Origin of the sequence: Collinsella aerofaciens ATCC 25986, from assembly GCF_964237925.1 — a bacterium.
GTDB lineage: Bacteria > Actinomycetota > Coriobacteriia > Coriobacteriales > Coriobacteriaceae > Collinsella > Collinsella aerofaciens_BJ.
Map to the genome: position 1 here is coordinate 201,360 of NZ_CAXSKI010000001.1, position 19,002 is coordinate 220,361.

Annotated in this window: 17 protein-coding genes and 1 tRNA gene; 5 read left to right on the forward strand and 13 right to left on the reverse strand. The window is 56.9% G+C overall.

The window, feature by feature from the left end; genetic code table 11:
* Positions 1-41: 41 nt before the first annotated feature.
* The 3 genes from ACESWY_RS00855 to ACESWY_RS00865 are packed head-to-tail and all read right to left on the reverse strand — an operon-like array spanning position 42 to position 4,896.
* Entirely contained in the window at positions 42-275 is a 234-nt protein-coding gene (locus tag ACESWY_RS00855) for a toll/interleukin-1 receptor domain-containing protein (RefSeq protein ID WP_373093252.1), read from the reverse strand.
* Positions 276-298: 23 nt separating this feature from the next.
* Positions 299-2,068 (reverse strand): GmrSD restriction endonuclease domain-containing protein, encoded by a 1,770-nt coding sequence (locus ACESWY_RS00860; protein ID WP_373093251.1) that lies wholly within the window; start codon positions 2,066-2,068, stop codon positions 299-301.
* Positions 2,068-4,896: a DNA methyltransferase gene (locus ACESWY_RS00865; protein WP_373093250.1), complete on the reverse strand. Its 2,829-nt coding sequence runs from the start codon at positions 4,894-4,896 to the stop codon at positions 2,068-2,070. The genes ACESWY_RS00860 and ACESWY_RS00865 overlap by 1 nt, the downstream gene beginning before the upstream one ends.
* Before the next feature lie 600 nt (positions 4,897-5,496).
* Between ACESWY_RS00865 and ACESWY_RS00870 the strand changes: the two genes are divergently transcribed.
* The 4 genes from ACESWY_RS00870 (at position 5,497) to ACESWY_RS00885 (ending at position 8,626) form a co-directional block, all read left to right on the forward strand.
* A complete protein-coding gene (locus ACESWY_RS00870) occupies positions 5,497-6,744 on the forward strand; it encodes a site-specific integrase (protein ID WP_373093249.1) in 1,248 nt (415 codons plus the stop codon).
* Between the two features lie 218 nt (positions 6,745-6,962).
* On the forward strand, positions 6,963-7,208 hold the full coding sequence (locus ACESWY_RS00875; RefSeq protein ID WP_117640700.1) for a hypothetical protein: 246 nt from the start codon (positions 6,963-6,965) through the stop codon (positions 7,206-7,208).
* Between the two features lie 9 nt (positions 7,209-7,217).
* Positions 7,218-7,604 carry a hypothetical protein gene (locus ACESWY_RS00880; protein WP_161145443.1) on the forward strand — a complete coding sequence of 129 codons (387 nt, stop codon included), beginning with the start codon at positions 7,218-7,220 and terminating at the stop codon, positions 7,602-7,604.
* Positions 7,605-8,056: 452 nt separating this feature from the next.
* The gene (locus ACESWY_RS00885; protein WP_373093248.1) at positions 8,057-8,626 is read left to right on the forward strand and encodes a hypothetical protein; all 570 of its coding nucleotides are present in this window, start codon (positions 8,057-8,059) and stop codon (positions 8,624-8,626) included.
* Between the two features lie 42 nt (positions 8,627-8,668).
* On the opposite strand, the gene ACESWY_RS00890 is transcribed toward ACESWY_RS00885, so the two are convergent.
* The 8 genes from ACESWY_RS00890 to ACESWY_RS00925 form a co-directional block, all read right to left on the reverse strand.
* Complete coding sequence (locus tag ACESWY_RS00890) at positions 8,669-9,406, reverse strand: metallophosphoesterase family protein (protein WP_373093247.1); 738 nt, start codon at positions 9,404-9,406, stop codon at positions 8,669-8,671.
* Positions 9,406-10,131: a metallophosphoesterase family protein gene (locus ACESWY_RS00895; protein ID WP_373093246.1), complete on the reverse strand. Its 726-nt coding sequence runs from the start codon at positions 10,129-10,131 to the stop codon at positions 9,406-9,408. The genes ACESWY_RS00890 and ACESWY_RS00895 overlap by 1 nt, the downstream gene beginning before the upstream one ends.
* Positions 10,128-10,766, reverse strand: coding sequence for a hypothetical protein (locus ACESWY_RS00900; RefSeq protein ID WP_373093245.1), 639 nt, complete (start codon positions 10,764-10,766; stop codon positions 10,128-10,130). The genes ACESWY_RS00895 and ACESWY_RS00900 overlap by 4 nt, the downstream gene beginning before the upstream one ends.
* A 263-nt stretch (positions 10,767-11,029) precedes the next feature.
* Complete coding sequence (locus ACESWY_RS00905) at positions 11,030-11,155, reverse strand: hypothetical protein (RefSeq protein WP_308616561.1); 126 nt, start codon at positions 11,153-11,155, stop codon at positions 11,030-11,032.
* Between the two features lie 187 nt (positions 11,156-11,342).
* The gene (locus tag ACESWY_RS00910) at positions 11,343-12,542 is read right to left on the reverse strand and encodes a relaxase/mobilization nuclease domain-containing protein (RefSeq protein ID WP_373093244.1); all 1,200 of its coding nucleotides are present in this window, start codon (positions 12,540-12,542) and stop codon (positions 11,343-11,345) included.
* A complete protein-coding gene (locus tag ACESWY_RS00915) occupies positions 12,539-13,072 on the reverse strand; it encodes a plasmid mobilization protein (RefSeq protein ID WP_373093243.1) in 534 nt (177 codons plus the stop codon). The genes ACESWY_RS00910 and ACESWY_RS00915 overlap by 4 nt, the downstream gene beginning before the upstream one ends.
* 334 nt (positions 13,073-13,406) lie before the next feature.
* Positions 13,407-13,946 (reverse strand): hypothetical protein, encoded by a 540-nt coding sequence (locus tag ACESWY_RS00920; RefSeq protein ID WP_373093242.1) that lies wholly within the window; start codon positions 13,944-13,946, stop codon positions 13,407-13,409.
* 47 nt (positions 13,947-13,993) lie between these two features.
* Complete coding sequence (locus ACESWY_RS00925) at positions 13,994-17,344, reverse strand: CAP domain-containing protein (RefSeq protein WP_373093241.1); 3,351 nt, start codon at positions 17,342-17,344, stop codon at positions 13,994-13,996.
* Between the two features lie 139 nt (positions 17,345-17,483).
* On the opposite strand from ACESWY_RS00925, the gene ACESWY_RS00930 reads away from it, so the two are divergent.
* Positions 17,484-17,717, forward strand: a complete 234-nt coding sequence (locus ACESWY_RS00930) for a helix-turn-helix domain-containing protein (protein ID WP_373202133.1) — start codon at positions 17,484-17,486, stop codon at positions 17,715-17,717.
* A 546-nt stretch (positions 17,718-18,263) separates the two neighbouring features.
* On the opposite strand, the gene ACESWY_RS00935 is transcribed toward ACESWY_RS00930, so the two are convergent.
* Together ACESWY_RS00935 and ACESWY_RS00940 are read right to left on the reverse strand one after the other, a co-directional pair.
* Positions 18,264-18,339: transfer RNA gene (locus ACESWY_RS00935), tRNA-Arg, on the reverse strand.
* 258 nt (positions 18,340-18,597) lie between these two features.
* Positions 18,598-18,996, reverse strand: a complete 399-nt coding sequence (locus tag ACESWY_RS00940; RefSeq protein WP_006235193.1) for a DUF956 family protein — start codon at positions 18,994-18,996, stop codon at positions 18,598-18,600.
* Positions 18,997-19,002: the final 6 nt, after the last annotated feature.

Below are 19,002 nucleotides of genomic sequence, written 5' to 3' on the forward strand. Positions count from 1 at the left end.
CGTTCTCAACGTTCTTCCTATGGGCTGCCCGGGAGACCTCTTCACGCGCTCGGCGCTGCCTTCTGCTTATATGCTGGGGCGCAGACGACAAGAACATAGTCCGACGACCTGACCGACTGCTCCATGAACTGAGGCAACCTGTCACCCAGTTCGAGATCATATTGGTCCAGGACTGCATCGATCCCGTCCGACAGAAGGCGGTTGGCCAGCGCCTTTATCCATTCGCGGTGTTTTTCGCTTTCCCATGCGTAGGATATGAAAACCTTAGTCAACATGACCCCAAAGACTGGTCCGTAATCTACAGTCGCTCATATGCCCTCTTCACGAGCTCACCCATTAGCCTCCTGCGCTGACCGAGGAAGTCCTCGTAATCAAGCTCTTCGAATCCGAGGGGCAGGGCGTGCTCCTCGCAGTTGCGGCGGTATTCGTCCTCGCCCAGGGCTTCACGGTACTTCCTGACGTACTCGCTCGGCGCGTCGTCCGAGATGTAGATGTTGTTCTGGTAGTCAACGAGGGTGAAGTTGCCTCGGTTGCTGCGCTGCGAAAGGTAGCCCTTGGCCTTCAGGTAGTTATCTGGGAACAGATGGTGCTTGTCCAGGGCCTTCTTGGAGCCCGACGAACCGGTATGCAGCAGCTGAGAAAGAGGAGCCGTGCTGAACAGCACCTTGGCACCGAGCACGACCTGAGCCGCGACGAAGCCCCACCAGGTCGGGCCCGCCGCCTCGTTTGCGTCGAGGGAGCTGGGCAGCGTGATGGAGAAATAATCGTCCGTCATGATGGCGGCGAGCCTACGGTCGAAGTACGCCCGGAACTCATCGGCGGTCTCAAGGCGCGAGACGTCGTTAAGCTGCTGCTCGAACTCGGATTCGAAGGACCCCACATAGAGCCCCGTTATGGCTGCGGCGAAATACCAGCGCCGCACGAGCCTGCGCACAGCCAACGGCTCCATACCGAACTCGTAGCGCCCGATAAGGTAAAACGCATAACAGAACATGAGCGCATTGCCCGACCCCACCTGGTCGGAACAGACATAGCCCGCCTCCGCCAGCGTGTTGATGAAGGCATGCCAGTTGTTCAAGTCGAGCACGAGATCGAGGGCGCGACCGAACGTGGCAAAGTTCTCGGCCCGCGTCTCGGGCGTCGTTTCCTTTGTCTTGAGATCTCGCCCGCGAAGAATCTGGTAGGCATAACGCAGGCGACCCCTCTTGAACCCCACGCCCACCGTGGCGCGAATGATATGCGTCGGCGAGACGGTCATGAGCGGGTTGTACGAGGTGCCCTTTGCGGGCGCATGGCTCATGGCGCAGAACTCCTCTATGCGCTCCCTCATGGCAGGTTCGTAGACCGAAAGCAGGGTCATGATGAAGTCATCCTGCTTAAGCGCCTGCCCTTGCGAGTTCACACGCACGAAGATGTCCGATACGGTCTCCTCGTCAGCCGATTCGGAAATCTCCAGCGTCGGCAGAAGATAGCGCTCAAGCCCGAGTAATGCGTTGAGCCCGCTCTCGACGGCGTCCTCGCCGCCATCGTCGAGTTCGGGTTCTCCCTTTTTGGCATTCGCCTCGTTAAGGCGCTTGATGAACGCCCTGCGATAGGCGCTCAGCTTGTTGTCGTGGTTCGCCGCGAAGGCCTCGGATACGTCGGGCACATAGCGCGAATCCTTCTCGGTCGAGGCATCGGCATTCTTGAATGAGCGTGCGACGGGGTCGTAGGCGATCTTCACCGTTCGCTCCCTGAAGTTCTTGTCTCGCACGGGTACGCCGTACAGAGAGCTCAAGAGGGCAGTGAGCCTCTGCTGTCCGTCGATGACAAGGGACTTGGGGACGGCATACACCTTTTGGTTCGAGCCTATGGCAGACTTCTTGCCCGCATCATCGCTCGGAGAGTCCCACAGCATCACATAGCCGATAGGGTATCCGCGAAGCATGGAATCAAGCAGATCGCGAACCTTTTCATTGCCCCACACGAAAGGCCGTTGCAGATCAGGCAGGCCAATCTTGCCCGTCTGAACATCCTTCAGGATGTTACCGACCTCCAGCGATATGGGATTGTAGATAGAGTTGGGCACTATAGTTCACCGACCTTCTTGGCGTACAGGTTGAAAAGATGGGCGACTATCTTCTCCTCGTCCCCGCCGAAGTCGACGCCATAGGCGGCTTCGACGGCGTCGTCGAGCGCCTTGTGCGCTGTCATCAGCTCGGGGAAGAACGTCTCGTTCTTGGGATCGTACATGTCCGCGAGCGTCGCACCTTCTTGGGCATCCCGGGCGTCGAGCACGGCTTGGGCGCAACGCTCGACTTCCTCGCGTTGGGATTCCGTGGGCTCGGGCCAGACGAAGTTGTTGTAATCAATATTGGCCGAATACTGGTAATCGTCCTTCAATCTTCCGGTTACGATCCTAACCCATGCATTATGGAATTGAGATTGCAGAATGCCATAGTGATAGAGAGAAGCATTGGGTATCAATCTAACCTTGTTGCTGCAAAATATCTCTGGACCAACAAAGCCCATTGGAACACGTTTCCGTCTGCTTGAAGACACCTCTGGGATGATGATGGAACTTCCCTCGGGCATGTTCTCAACGTGAAATCTCGTTGGCTTATCTGCTATTTTTCGGGTTCCAGCGCTTTTACTTGCAAGCCTGTATTCACGAACCTGTTCTACTCTCTTTCTGCACTCAGGAAGCTGCTTTAAATCTGAGAAGGTTGCCTCCCCAAGCCACAGGCACCAGCGATGATAGCCATGAATGAACTCTTTTGATCCAAGCCATGGATGGAAGAAGCCTTCGGCCTTTGGCTCTTTCTTCAGGAAATCGTCTTTCTCCTCATCGGTAAACAGGTAGAATCCCCCATCAATAGGTTTATTTCCGATGCCCATTTCGGGAACATCACAAATAGGCTTGCTGCGGCTGTAGATGAATACATCAGGGGCGTCTTTCAGATACGCATTGATTCGAGCCGTGGGAATCTGTTCTTCGTCGCTGTCCGGGGTCGCGTGGTAGAAGAGCGTCTTGGTCCCCGACTCGCGGGAGAACCCGACGATGACACAGAACACGTGTGCCTTGTCCGCAGCCTCGTTGTCCCACCTGAACGTGTTGTGCGCGAAGTCGATGTGGATACCCAGGTCGTGCAGGGGTTTCCAGAGGTTGGCGACCTGCTCGCCCTGACATATCGAGTTGGTCGAGACCAGGGCGCAGCGCGTGCGCTTCCCTTGCGTGAACCTCGCGGCCTTCATGTACCAGGCCCCGCAGTAGTCGATGTTGCCCGCGTTCTTCGCGCCGTCGAAGACCTCAAGGAGTTCGGCCTTCTGCTCCTTGGACTGGTTGCGGGCCCCAAGGAAAGGCGGATTGCCCACGAGGTACGTGAGGTCATCGGGGAACACCTCGGACCAATCGGTCTTGAGGGCGTTGCCCTCATGGAGGTTGCTGAGGCTCCTGAGCGGCAGGAAGTCGAAGTCATAGTCGACGTATATCTCCTGCGTCTTTCGGAGCATCTGCTCCTCGGTGATCCAAAGGGCGGTCTTAGCGACCGAGACGGCGAAGTCGTTTATCTCGATGCCGTACAGCTGGTCCAGGGACACGCGGACAGGGCTGTCCTGCGCAACGACGAGGGATGTCTGCCCCGCGTTGCCGGTCTCCTCGCTGAGCTCGTCCTCGATGATTCGGTTCTCGATGGTGCGCAGCTGCCGGTACGCCTCGGTAAGGAAGTTGCCCGAGCCGCACGCGGGGTCACCGATGGTGATGGAGGCCACCTTGTCGTGTAGCCTCGCCAGGGCCTGCTTGCGCTTGGCAGCTGTCTTCTCGCCCTCGGCCTCGTGCAGTTCATTCCACAGCTCGTCGAGGAAGAGTGGCCTGAGGCAGCGCTCGATATTCTCGACGCTCGTGTAGTGCATGCCCCCGGCGTGGCGCGTCTCGGGGTTCAGCGTGCCCTCGAACACGCCGCCGAAGATGACGCCCGAGATCTCGCGCCAGTCAAAGTCCTGGGACGCGTCAGCGATGGCCTCGAGGATCTCCGAGGTCATCTGCGGGACGATGATGGAGGAGTCGGCGAACAGACCGCCATTCACGTAGGGGAAGGCCGCGAGGTCCTCGTCCATGTACTCATCCCTCTGCTCTAGGGGCGTGTCGATCGTCTCAAACAAATCGACCAGTTTTCGGCGGAGCTTCGCGGGGTCTCCCTCGCAGTACCTGCCGAACGCCTGGTGCGATTGCAGGAGGTCGGCGTCCTCGGCGTAGAGCAGGAAGATGATTCGGGTGATAAGCACGTTGAGGGAGCGCTGCTCCTCTTGCGCCCGCTCGTCCTTCTCCTCAATGTGGTGGTACTGCTTGGCGAGGGCATCGTAGAGCCTGGAGACGTAGGCCCCAGCCTCGATGGAAAGCTGCTGCTCCTTGTGCAGGCGGCTCGTCTCGTTGGAGGTCAGGAAGGACAGAAGATACAGGCTGTCCGGGAACTCTTCGAGGGAGAACTCCTGCACGGTATCCTCGGGCCGCTCGTTGTCGAGGTCGTAAAGGCGAAAGGTCCCGAAGTTGCACGTCATCACCCAGCGGGGGCGCTCGGAGTACGGCAGGTGCCGCGCGTACCACATGGCCTGCTGGAGCGGCGTCTCCATGCCGCCGTTTCTGGGCTCGGGCTTGTCGAGGTCGATACCCCACGACTTCTGCTCGCACAGGAAGTTGTGGTCGGAGACGAACACGTCGATGCGGCGGCCTCTCACCTTCCGCTCGAAGTCGACGAAGCTGTCTATGGTGTTGGACGGGATGCCCAGGACGTTGATGAGCAGATCTACCCAGAACTTTTGCGTGTCCTGCTGCTCGTTGTTGGAGCCCGCGGGGATGGCGGCAAGGCGCTTCTGCCACCGCTTGACGAACTCTTTTGCCTCTTTCTTGCTGGCAGGCATACCGGACCTCCTGCGTCGTTGTCACTTTCGGACAATTTTAAGGGGTAAAAGCCCTCTTCCAAGCGGAAGGGCGAGTTTTCAACGGCCCACGGTGTCGCAGGGTCCCAGGCGAAACCCGAAGACGCCGGGGGCTGTTGGAAACTCGCCCATCTCACAGCAGCGTCACCCTAGGTTTTCAACGCTTTTCATGGCCGAAGGGCTTCTTATAAGCCCGTAGGCTGTGGGAAGCGTTGGAAACCGGACTTTGGGCATAGCCCTTCACAAAAAAATTTTCTACCCAAATTCTACCCAACTGACGTTAACGATGCCCTTATATAAGAAAGCAGGTCAGACGATTTATACCGTCTGACCTGCATTTACTTCTGGTGCCCCCGGGCGGATTCGAACCGTCGACACCCGCTTTAGGAGATATGATTTAATGCTACCCCCTACCATTCATCAAGCATCATTGAACATCATATAACAGCAGATAAACATAGCAGTTTGTGTCTTTTGCCTCCGGTAGCTGCACCTACGCTTTTACAAACATATTACTAACAGCTTTAGCTAAACTGCACTCAATGAATTGTTGAAAACTATTCAAAGAAACGGAGTGCAAAGATGTCAGAACAGCCACTAATTAGCGGAAGAGGCACGTGTTGGAAAGACAAGAGATCACCTAACACCTATCGCTATTATTTTTCCCTTGGAGTCAAGGACCCTAAGACGGGGCGCTACAAACGATCCCCAACTTATACAGTTCGTTGCAAGACTAAAACAGAAGCTAAGGCTGCAATGCAGGCCAAGCTGGCTGAAATCAACTCCTCTGGCACGATCACTAAAACTAAAAAGCCCACTTTGCTTGCGTCCTACTGCTGGGCCTTTCATGAAAATAGGGACACCGAGCTTGCGCCAACGAGCTATGAAAGAGAAGCGTACGATTGCAGGCATATCGAAGACCTATTCGGTGCGTTTCAGACAATTGAGGGGCTAACTCCCGATCTAATCGAAGAAACATATGCCGAAGCTCGTCGTACGGGAAAATACAAACCATCAGAGCTTGTACGAATCAATGCGAAACTGCGTCAGATTTTGTCGAATGCAGTCGCAAAGAGAATAATTGACCGAAACCCCTGCGCTACCGTTCATGTTCGCAGACCACGCAACAAAAGAGAATCACTGACAATCGACCAAGTAGCTACCCTATGCACACATCTTCAACACATTGAGCTCACCGCCGAAGCTGTTGGTACACTAGTACTAGTGTATACGGGTATGCGGAAAGGCGAGATGCTGGGCCTCGAATGGCGCGATTGGGACCCTGCCAATAAAACCTTGAAAATTGACAGGCAGTACACCAACGACCATGAACTGAGGGCACCCAAGTCACAAGAAAGCCAACGCAAAATCCCCGTTGGAGAAACCTTGGCCGAACGTCTTCAATCATGGTCAGCCATACAAAAAGAGCTCCTGGCCTCTCTGGGGCTGTCCCAGACTGGCAGCACTCCCATCATTAGCGATATTGCTGTCGAGCAAGGGATCCCTACTGTCTGTCACATGAAAAACTACATCTTCAACCATTGGTTTCGCGATTTCGCAGTTAGCTGCAATCTTGGAATCTATGAGCCGAACAATTCGACTGGCGGAAAACTATATAAGGGCATCTGCCCGCATCAGCTCAGGCATTGTGTAAGCACTTTTATGCTGGCGAACGGATCGGACGTTAGAAGCGTGCAAGGTATTCTTGGCCACGCGGACCCCAATATCACGCTCAAAACGTATACAAGCCTCGTTCAACAATCAGAAATAAAAGCAGTTAAAGGCTACGAAGCCTTCATCAACGCCTATATACAGAGAAGCGAGAAATAGCATGTTTTTCATTCATCGTTTATTTCATAATATTACGGTACTATAATACCGTTTCCGCAGGTAAATGCTTTATTTGATTGACATCTAATGAGTTTTAATACATGCTAAAGCTGTCAGATGGCTACGCATGTAGTCATAGAAACCGGCCCCCCAAGTGCTTATGAACCTGGTACGTCTTACAAGCACAGGGAGGGCCCTCATTGAAAGGATAGCTCATCATGGCTACTCCAAAGATTAGCACTCAGGCGTCCACACCGACTTTCCCCACTGGTGCCGCTCAGTGCGATCGGTTGCTCCGCGTTAACGATATCCGCGAACTCACTGGCTGGAGCGAAAACACCGCACGCAAGTTTATGCGAGAGTCCGGCAAGCTCATCCAGATCCATCGCTCTAATTACATGTTTGAAAGCTCGTTCTACGAGCTTTTCAAGCAGCTTGAAGGTCGTACCGCCCACCTTGATTAGGTGGTAAACATGAGCGAGCTTCCGTCGATTTCCGACATATTTAGCGATGATGCTACTGAGCAACGAGAGATTACGGGAAAAATGGATAAGGCTATTTTTATTTCAGTGCCCGAGTGGGCGTGCTGCGTCACCACCGTTGCCGCCGAGCGTCTCATCCTCGGCCTTGTATGGAAGTTTGGAAAACCTTCCAAAAACAAACGGCCCATGGGCTTCTGCGCTAAAAGCAAATGGATTGAGGATCACTACCGCCTGAGTAAGAACACGATATCCCGGGCCTATACCTCTCTGAAGGATAAGGGGTATATTCAAAAAGTTGGTGATGGCAGCTGGATGCTTAATTACGCCGCAATCTACCGCGCCGCGATTGAAAACGCTTGGGAGCCTCCGAAACTTTAAGCCCACAAACCGACTATCGAGGTCGTGAGAGTCGGTCACCGTCAGGATGCCCACAAGAACATGCCGCGGATGTAAAATGAAGCAGGGTCGAACCGAAACAGTTCCCGGACAATTGGCGTCCGGCCAGACACTTCGATTCGACCCTTTCTCATGCCTGCATCTAAAATACTCCCATAATCATCCTCGACATCTTTAACGCCCTCACCTCCTGCCACCAACACGTCGTAGACGCTATTTACAACGAATCGATATAGCCGCCCATTCTTTAAGGCACGTGTTACCATGAAAACGTGCGGTATTTCTCCAACCGAAAACCTGCGTGAACGCATGACTTGAGACGCCTTTTAGAACTCACCGATCGCAGGGCGAACACAAATCAACAGCGGCCGTGCATTGTTCCCAGCCATATGGCATGGCGGAGCCATGCCCGTTGTTGATTGGAGTACCGCACCATGGCAGACGAGAAGATAATCAGGGAGATCTACGGCGTGAAGTCCGTCCTCGATGAGGCCGTTGAGCGGATCGAGGCGACGTGGCGGGAGAAGCTGCTGCGCGAGACGGGCGACCTCAGAACCGAGAACGCGTTGCTCAGGGCCCAGCTCGACGAATTCAACCGCAAGCTCGTCGAGGCGAGAGGCCGGAATGAAAAGATTGAGGCCGACTGCAATGAGCGGATTGCCTTTATAGAGGAGAAGTTCGAACTCGATACCGCGAGCCTCGAGCTCGAGAACAACGAGCTCCATGCCGCGAGCGTCAGATATCTCGCCGATGCTCGGGAACTCGACAGGCAGGTCGCCCAGCTCCATGCCGAGGCCGTGGCCATGGTCGATGAGATCGAGCGACTGCGCGGCGAGCGTGATGCCGCGCTGAAAGCCCAAGCCGAGTTGAACGACGCACTCCTGGCCCAGCGCGACCTGATGGCCGAGGTCGCCGCCCTCAAGGACCGCCTAGCTGCAACCGAACAGCGGGCGGCCGTGGCCGAGGCTAAGGTCGAGGTCATGACCCAGATGAAGGACGAGTAGCCCCGCGCTTCTCCTGTCAGGCTGCTGATTTCTAGGAATCTTCTAGAGCGCTTCCAGAAGGTTCCTAGAACCGGGCGCAGTATCTTCAATCGGCACGATGTCTCGGTAGATCAGGCGATGTCTGTCGTCGCGCCATTCGTCGCCGTGATAATGTCCGAAGAACCAGGCTCGGTAGCCGAGCCGGCCGTCGAGCTCGGCAAGGAATCGCTGAAGTCGGTCGCCCCGATACTCGCGTCCGCGCTCGCGGCACAGCTTCTCTGCCAGAGCAGCAGGGGCCTCATGCGTCACCACGTAATCGACCCTCCAGCCTACGCGGTTGAGCAAGGCGCGGCAGTGGTCCATCTCCTCCTCGCTCGGCATCTCCTCGGGCCACCAGCTCCTCCCCTCCCTGCGATACTGCCTGTCGTTGCTCGCGGCGCCGCCCATGGCAAGGACCGTGAGCCCGCCGATGTCGAACACCTCTCCACGCATCAGGTGCAGCACGCGCGATCGCGCCTCATGGACGAGCCCGCCGTTCCACTCCCGCACCGGCAGCTCAGCCAGGGCGTGGTGGTTCTCATGATTGCCGTCCACGAAACACGTGGTCCACGGCTTCGACTCGAACCAGTCAAGCCAGTATTTCTCGGCGTTGGATCCATCCCAGACAAAGCCGAAGTCGCCGGCCACGATCACCACGTCATCGCGCGTCAGAGTCCGGCCCAGAGGCCAATTCTTGAAGGCAAACCGGCTGGACCCGTGCTCGGCCCTGCCGTGCACGTCGCCCGTCACATAGATAGCCATCAGTACGCACCCCACGGCAGGAGTTTGTCCCCGAGCCTCACGATCCGGTCATACAGCACCGTGTGCCGTTCGTCCGGATTGCCGTCTCGGTGAAAATGTCCGTAATACCAGCGCTTGTAGTCCAGACGATCCTCGAGCTCGTCGAGGAATCCGGTCAGCCGGTCCACATCCGGGCGTTCCCAGCCTGGATCCGGGTAGAGCGTCGGCGAGAGCATGCGCGTCGAGCAGGTATGGGTGATGACGCAGTCGACCTTCCAGGCGACCTCGTCGAGCCTTGCCCGTGCGGCATCGAAATCGCGCTCGTCCGGCAGCTCCTGCGGCCACCACGAGCTGTACGGGATGCGGTACGCCCTGTCGACGCTCGTCGCCCCGCCCATGGTGAAGACCGTCTTCCCGCCGAGCTCGAAGACCTCCCCGCGCATGAGGCGGCGGATGGACGAAGTATCCGACAGGCGCTGCGTCAGCCCGCCGTGCCACGGCTCCATAGGGCGCTCCGCCCAGTGGTCGAAGCGCTCGTGGTTGCCGTCGACGAAGAGAACCGTGTAGGGGCGCGACTCCATCCAGGCGATATCGGCGCATTCCTCGGCAGAGAAGTCCCACGGAAAGCCAAAGTCGCCGGCGATAATCAGATAGTCGTCGCTGCCAAGGCTATCCCCAAGCTCCCAGTCGCGGAGCTTTTGCATGTCGAGCCCACCGTGGATGTCGCCTGTCACATAGACCGTCATCGGATCGCCTCTTTCCGCTTGTAAGCCGCCAGCTCGCGTTCGACCTGCCTGTCACCGGTCTCGTTGACCCACCAGGGCCATTTCACCCGGCTGCACGGCTCGTCGACCCCGGCGAACCATTCCCTCAGCCCGTCGAGGCTCACCGGGGAGTGCCCGTTGGCGTCGCAGCCCACGTCGTAGCGCAGGAGCCCCTGCTTGCGGTTGAACTCGTTGTACGCGCCGCCGCTGCTGTGGATGTGCCCGTGGAGGTGCCACGATCCATGGCTCATGCCCTGCCAGTCGGCCATGGGGTAATGGCACAGGACGATCTTCTGCCCGTCGATCTTGAGCACGCAGATCGGCGGTTCCACGGTGAACGCGCCCGCGACCGCCGGCTGGGTCCAGTCCTTGTCATGGTTTCCCGGGACGAGGTGGATGCGCCTGCAGGCGATCCGCTTACGCAGCCCGTATGCGTCCTGGGCGGTCATCTTGAATGAGAAATCCCCCAGGATGTAGAGCTCGTCATCCACGGCGACCCTGCCGTTGATGTTGTCGACGATGGCATCGTTCATCTGCCAAATCGTCTCCCACGGCCGGTCCGTGAACTTCAGGACGTTCTCGTGCCCGAAGTGCGTGTCACTGGTGAACCAGATCATATTTATGTCTCCTTTTATCGCTAAAAAACGTTCTCCTTCGAGGTCAGGAGACGTTTTATGAGCGACATGAGGTGCATATCCCTCATGTTTCATACTCCAATCTGCCGGATTTGCCCAACTAAAAGTTTACGCCCACGAGCGAACAGGATTTGATTTTTGAAATATGGACGAATTCCTCGTCAGGAGGGTAAAATAATGCCGACGGCAGCCCAAGTTGTAGTGAGCTGGGCAGAGCCGTTGCTTAACGAAGTTAGGTCATCGTCTTAGCGACGGTGGCCTTTCTTTTTGGGCTTCGAACCCTGCTTGAGTGCCTTGGAAAGGCCGACAAGGGCCGTGAGGAGCGAGACCATAGCGGTTAGGAGCTTCACGGACTCAGTGAAATCGGTCATGGGCATCACCTCCCATCGGATGGAGGGCTCTGCCCGGCACGAGGACTGCCGCCAGCAAGGACGATTCTATCAGAGCGGCTGACTCCCGCCGATCAATTCATACTCCTCACCCTCGCCGAATTGCGAGTATGAAAGAATCAGCACTGGATGGCAGCGCGCTAGGGCACCGACGATAGGCTTTCCAAAACTAGCGAGGCGTGTCTCCACGAGCGCAATCGCCTCGGTCGACCGCGCGATCGACCTGCGGCGAGATGTCGATGTTGCCACCATGGGCTCGGCCTGCGGCGCGAACGCGGTCATCGCCAGCATCGGGAACGCCGCCGGCGTAACGGTTGCGAATCTCCCTTGCGTAACCGCGCCGGGCAAGAAGCTCATCACGAACCGCCGGATCCTCGAGCAGATCTTCATCGCACTTCGGTGCGATGAACTTAGGGAAGAGATTGTAGGCGACGCCCTTGCTCGCCTTTGCCTGCTCGACCCACGCCGAATACGCTTTCTTAAGCCGTTGAATGTAAATCTCGCAACGCCTCTCATAAGGAAGGGCTCGCTCGGCTTCCAACACGTTATTTTTAAAGGCCGCTTCAAGTTGCTTGACCGCAAACCGCCCGTCAAGACGGGTCAGGTTGAAAGTGCACTTCGGATTGCCGGCCTCTTTGATATCGAGATCTGTCGCATAGACTCGATTGTTCTTGATGAAAATGTCTACGCCCCATGAGGCAAGTAGCTTTTTGAATTGCTCCATATTCTTTACGCGACCTTCGTCAATCGCAATATGGATCAGCTCACGCAGATTGTTTTTATAACTGTACTCACCACGATTGACAATCTCCTTTTCAATATCGCGCGGCTGTCGATCTCGAATCTTCGAATTCTTCTTTCCCTTTTCGAGCTGAGCGAGATTCCAGGCCTCGTCCATTTCACGAACCCATGCAGCGCGTTCGTACTTTCCCTTGCGACCGCCGATGTCGCAACGCTTGCCGGTATCAAGGTTTGTCCGGTTGATTGCCATATGGACCGCGAACCGTTTTCCCGCTTTGTCGCTCTCCTCGTGCAGCGCGAGAATCACCTGTTGATGCGGATAGTGCTTCGCAAGCCATTGCTCCGCGTAGGCCAGACATGCATCGGGGGTCATCTTGCCTCCGTTGCATGAGCATTCTTCCGGAAGAAACGCGAGGATCTGGTGTAGCAGGATTACGTTTTTGGCTCCGGCTCTCGACGGCTTGTCGTGATGGAAAACCTTTCTGGTTCTATCCATTTTCGAAAACCAGTGGTCGCTCCATTCGATGTTCCAGCCACCACGCACAATCGCATCTTTTCCGTTGATGTATTTACGGACATTCTTTGCGTAGCGCTCGCTCGATACACTTTTCTGTTTGATAACAGTCACTTCACATCACCACCGACGAAATAGCGCTTTTCGAGCTCGTCGATGAAACGGTCTAGCTTACGCCCAACTTGATAAACCTTCTCAAGTGTTCGAAAAACAGCTTTCTCGTTGTACGCGGGAAGCCCTTGGGCGTTCACAAAATACATCAGCTGATTGAGGTTTGTTCCTTCCTTCAAAAGCTCGTGATAGATTTTGTCGATCGACGCCCGATCGACATCGATTTTCTCGACATGCCCTTTGAGCAGTACGCGACGAGCATACGCACTGACAGTCATATCGAGGGAATCAGCATTGCTTTCGATTTTTCTTTTTTCTTCCGGCGAGACCCGGACGTGAATGTCATCGGTTCGGGATTTTTGATCAGCGATTTCCGCAAGACCAAAATCGATATCGAGATCGTCGGCATTGCACAAAACGAAACGCATGAGTTCCGCCTCGCTCATCTCATGTCGCTTTGCGATTGCAGCGATGGCTTTCTTCTCGTCATTTGAAAGAGACGCCTTGACGGTGTGCGGGCGGAGCCTACTCATGATTCCTCCGGAAAACGAATCAGCGATCGGAGAGGCCTCCGATCAAAACCTGCTATGCGATTCGCTTTCCTTTGATGAGGAACGACTGACGTCGTTCCAATGAAGAATCGTCTCCGCGATTCTTCATCGCGAAGTTTCAACTTCGCAACAACCTTATCGCCGTAGCAGGCGATAAGCAAGGTCTGTGGCGTGGTGTTTTCGGGGTCCGGATGGGCCCACAAAAATGCCACCCACAGTCATCTTGCAATCACCGGAACGGCGATTGGGCGGAGCGTAGCGTAGACACGAAATGAGAGGCCTCGTTTCGAGCGAAAGGCTTCGCGGTGTCGTAGTGTCAGCGGAGACCGTGAGCGTGAGCGTCCATTTCGGCTGCTGAGTTAAACGTTGCATGGCATACAGAGCACATCCAACGTTCATGGCGCGTATACACTACATTCGGTACCCAGACCTGGCTGTAATCTGTCTCCCAGTGGCCCTGCTCGGCAACCCACTTCTTCTGGCTACCGCCGTTGGAAGAGGAGTTATTGCTGCCAGAGTTCTGAGAATTACCGGAATTCTGCTTGGACTGGGAGGAATCGCCCTTGTTGTCCGACTTCGAGGAATCGGAAGACTTGTTATCCTCCTTCTTGGAGTCATCGGACTTCTGGTCCTTGCCGTCGGATTCTTTCTTCTCCTCGGTCTTGGCTCCAGAGGCTTGCGCCGCCTTTTCTTCACTCGGCTTCTTTTTGTCTTTATTCTTTACCGCTGTGGCGGCCCTTTCCGTAGAGCCGCTTCCTTGCTTTGCAACGCTGGCACATCCAAGTTGAGGTGCCGAAAGGCACACCAGAAGCGCAACGATAATAGCCTTTGTTCTCACGCCGATCTCCCTGTCCATGAAACCGGGCGTTGGACACCAGCCGATATCCAACGCCCGGTTCGCTTTTACATCTGCTCGCGGCGCTTCTTTTGATCGAGGAAGACGCCGGCCGCCACGAGGACGGTACCGCCGATGACGAACGTCTCGCCGATGAGTCCCGCGCGGTCACCGGTCTGGGCGAGGCTGCCGGGCTGGGCGGTATCCGTGCCGGCGAGGTGCTTCGGGGTGTATGCCGCCTGCTGCTTTGCGGTCTCCTCTGCCTCCTGTCGTGCGATCTCATCGGAAAGCTTCTGCTCCGCCGCGATGCGGTCGGACTTCGCCTGCTCGTAGGCGGCGAGTGCCGCATCGTAGCCGGGCTGGAGCCCGTCCACCGCGGCCTGCTTCTCGTCCAGGATGGCCTTGGCGGGCGCGACCTTGGCACGTGCCTCGACGGCGGCGGCGAAAAGCGCGTTGAGGGCGTCATCCGCGTTCACATCATGGCCGGAAGCGATCGCCGCGCCGGCATCGATGGAGTTCAGCTTCGACAGCTTGGCGTCTGCCTGTGCCTTCGCCTGTTCGGCGGCGGAGACCAGGGACTCGGCGGCGATAGTATCCGCCTTCGCGGCATCGAGGGCGGCCTTGGTGTCATTGACGGCCTTTACTGCATCCTGCTCGCGCTGCTGTGCCTCTGCGAGCTTCGCGGCAAGGCCGGTGAGGATGTCGAGGTTCGACTGTGCGTCCTCGAGATCAGTCTGGGAGCCGGTAAGCCTGTCGGCGGCAACGCCGGTGTCGGCCTTCGCGGCATCGACGGCACGCTGGGCATCCGCGAGGGCGCGTGCGGTGGTGTCCGCCTTTTGCTCGGCGGCGGCGAGGACGGTCGCCTTCTCGACCTGATCGGCTGCCGCTGCGTCATGGACGCTCTTTGCTGTATCGAGCGCCTTCTTGGCGTCGGCGACGTCCTGGAAGAACTTCGCGAGGTCGGCGTTCGCATCGTCCACGCCCTGCTGCTTGGCAGCGGTGTCCGCCTTGGCGGAATCCAACTTAGACTGTGCGGTCGTTACGGCTGCGTTGGCAGCATCAAAGGCGACCTGCTTCTGCTGGACGGTCGACTTTGCCGTATCGACTGCCGCGTTGGCGGCATCGAGGTCCGATTTCGCCGCATCAAGCTCGGTCTGGGCATCCGTGACGCCCTGCTGCTTTGCGGCGACATCAGCCTTGGTGGCATCGACGGCACGCTGGGCATCGGCAACACCCTGCTTTGCGGCATCGACACCTGCCTGTGCGGAATCCACCGCGACCTGCTTCTGCTGGACGGTTGTGGCGGCGCCGGCGGCTGCCTGCTTCTTGGATGCGAGATCGGCCTTGGCTACGTCGAGTGCGCTCTTGGCGTTCTTGAGGCCGTTGATATAGGAGGTCAGCTTCTGCTCATACTCGTCGACGGAGATGGGGTTCATGTTCCAGCCTGAACCTGCCCAACCAAGGTTTGCGGTATCGAGGCTGTCGGTCTGCCAGCCGTTCAAGGTTCCCTTGCTGCAGACTGCCATGCCCATATAGCCGATTTCGGGGCTGATGACATGCAGGTAGTGACCGACGGTTGCGGGATATCCGGCAACCTTGAAGTGCTGGTTGACATAGGATTCAATCCCGCTATGCGTCTTGTAGAAATCTACGGCATCCTTACCGGTTAGACCGGTGACGCCATAGAGCTCCTGAACCGCCTGATCGAAGAAAGCCTTTTCTTGGTCAACCCACTGCGGTTTCGGATCGGTTCCATAATTCCATGCGAGGTTTTCGGTCGTATCGAACTGCATGGAATGCCCAAACTTGACATCGGAATAGTTTGCGTTGGCTATCGCCGCTGCAATGAGCTTATAGGTGACCTGGAGTTCGGAGAGACCGACGGACTTGCGATACTCGTTGATGGACTTCATGTACGGGATTGCCGCGAGCATGTTGTCGAGACTGGTCGCATCGAGGCTGTTTCCGACCTCGGTGTAGTCCTTGTGTGTACAGTTCTGGATGATCTCGATGGCTGAATCGGCACCCATGGCACGGAAGAAGCCGATGGCTCCCTGCTTGAGTTGCGCGTCGGCGGAATCGAGTTTCGCCTGTGCCTCGTCGACCTTCTGCTGGGCGGCGGTTACGGCGGCGTCTGCGGTATCCTTTGCGGCCTTGGCGTTCGCAAGCTCTACATCGGCGGCTGCCTTGGCGGACTCAGCGTCCTTGACAGCCTGCTTCGCTGCATCCAGCTTGGCGACAGCGTCGACGTTCGCCTGCTTGGCGGCCTCGAGGTCGGCGTTCGCGGCATCGAGTGCGGACTGGGCGGCGTTCACGCCGGATTCGGCATCGGTCGCGGCCTGCTGCTTCGCGGAGAGGGACGCCTGGGCATCACTCAGTTCGGTCTGTGCCGTTGCTGCAGCGGACTGCGCCTGCTCGAGCTCGGACTCGCACTGGGACTGTGTCGCTTGTGCGGCAGCGAGGGCTGCCTCCGCGTCCGCGACCTTCTGTTTTGCCGCATCGTACTCCGGGCCGCTCGCGCCTGCCTCCGCTGCGGCGAGGTCTGCTTTCGCCTTCTCGTAGGCGGCGCTGGCGGCTGCGGCCTTCGCATCCGCCGCGTCCTTGTTCTGCTGGGCTGCGGCGAGGACGGCGTCGGCGGAATCCTTTGCAGACTGGGCCGCAACCAGCTTGGACTGGGCATCGGCAAGCGTCGCGTTGGCGTTGGCGAGATTGGCCTGTGCCCTTTCCACGGCAGCCTGGGCGTCGCGCACGGCCTGTTCGGCGGCACTGATTGCCTCCGGGGTGGCGCTTACGGCATCTGCCTTGGCCTTATCGAGGGCGTCCTTAGCATCCTGGGCCGCCTTGAGGGCGGACTGGTACGCCTCGCCCTTCTCGGACGCATCCGCCTTGGCGTCTGCGAGACCCGCCTTCGCCTGCTCGAGGTCCTTGCCGGCGGCATCGGCGGCGTCCTTGCCCTCTGCGACCTGACGGGCGTACTCGTCCATTGCCGCTCGGTCGGCTGCCGTGCCGGCGCTGACTGCCGAATCGTAGGATGCCTTGGCCTGGTCGCGGGCGGAAGCCGCCTCGTTGTAGGGACCGGCGGCCTCATCGTAGGCTGCCTTGGCGGCGTCCTCCTTCGCCTTCGCCTCGTCGACTGCCTTCTGCAGGTCCGCGATGGTCTGTGCGGCGGATTTCGCGCCGGTACCGGATGCCGCGCCGGCGTGGGCGGCGATCGGCGACATCACGGCGGGGTGCTGCGTGTCCCCGTCACCGGTCTGGGCGAATGCCGTGAACGGTGAGATGAGGCTCGATCCGGTCATGGCGGCCATGGTCGCCGCGGTGACGGTCAGACGCGCGATCCCCTTCGGGGTGTGAATCTTTTTGTTTGGCAGTGCGGCGAAGTGATCGCCACCGGCAGCGAAATGCTTTCCCTGGGTCATTGTGCTGTTCCATTCCTCTTCCGTGCCCTATTCGACTGGGCATCAGAGTGCTTTCCAATAGAGGTAATTATGCGCCTTAACAGGGATTGTTGTATATAGTCCGTTGGCATAAATACAACAATCCATGACCCTTTTTGTCATGGATATCTCGCCGCTACAACAATCCTTTGGTCTACGGTGCAAAGAACTCAGATCAGAGTCTGGTTACTCACAAGAGCAATTTGCGAACCGCATTGACATGGACAGGTCTTACTACGCCTCGATAGAGGTCGGACGCAGAAATGTCAGTCTTTCTAACCTCTCTAAAATTGCCAATGGATTCAACATATCAATTGCTGCACTTATGACTGGTGTCACCGATAAATCGGATTAGTCCATCAATCAGCGAACGAAGTGAGCGAATAAATCGGCGGCGTAGCCGGCGGCAAGGACACGGTACGTGGCCGCGCAGCGAGCTCCGCGAGCGAAGGTGGGGCAGCATCGCTGTCCCTATTCTTTATCGACGGCGTAGCCGGTGGCAAGGACACGGTACGTGGCCGCGCAGCGAGCTTTGCGAGCGAAGGGGACGGCATCGCCGTCCCTATTTCTTTATAATCTTTATAATCTATTTCTCTATATATTGGTTTCACCAAAATGGGTATGAAACAAGCTTCTGAACAGGCTTTTTATCAGAGAATTCAAAGCTGCCGAATCATCAAAATGGTGATATTTTTTACCCAAAAGAGGGAAGCGCGTCACCAAAATGGAACCGACTAACAGCTGTTGAAAACTTTTATCCCCAAAATGGTGATTTCCTGTTTTCAGTGGAAAACTCGGGAAGTCATAATATTTACTTACCAGATTTACAAACGGAAGCGGTTCTTAACCCCAAAACCAGAACAGGTCAGAAGCAAAAATAACTCCTGACCTGCGATTTTCCTGGTGCCCCCGGGCGGATTCGAACCGTCGACACCCGCTTTAGGAGAGCGGTGCTCTATCCCCTGAGCTACGGAGGCATGTTGTACTAGTGTAGCAGATTTGCGCCACTGCCATGCAGCGCATAGCCACTCTTCGAAGTTACGGTGGAACAGCCTTCCGGAAAGCGTGTCCCACTATCCAGACGAGATCTGGGACGGGCTTTCCGGATGGGGCCTCTCTAGGAAACTACGACCCGGAATTTGAGCTCGAAACGGGATATGGTTTCCCAATTGAGCCTGTTCCGGAAACTGCATCCCAGAATAGGCGCTCAAACCGGGATGATATTTCCCCAACGACTAGTTGCCTTTGTGGAAGAGGTTTTTGATAACGGAGGGGATGCTCTTGGCGCCCTTGGCCGTCACATCGATAAAGTCGGGCGAACGCACGAGCTTATCCTCGTCGACGTACTTACGAACCGCACGAAGCGTCTCTTTGTCGTCGCGCGTCGAAAACGTAAAGTGACCGTTGTCCTTGGTGAAGATGGCAAAACGTGTGATCTTCTTGGTGCCGCGTAAAACCTCGGCGGCAATATAGTCGACCTCGTCCCATGGGATTTGAATATAATCCTCGGGATTGCGCTCGTTATAGTACTCGAACGCCTTATTGCCCACCATTACGTTACCGTGACTGGTAAGCCCCATCAGGCAGGTTGCCGGCGTTGCCAGATCGACCGTGCTGTTCTGAGATTGCGCCATGCGCGC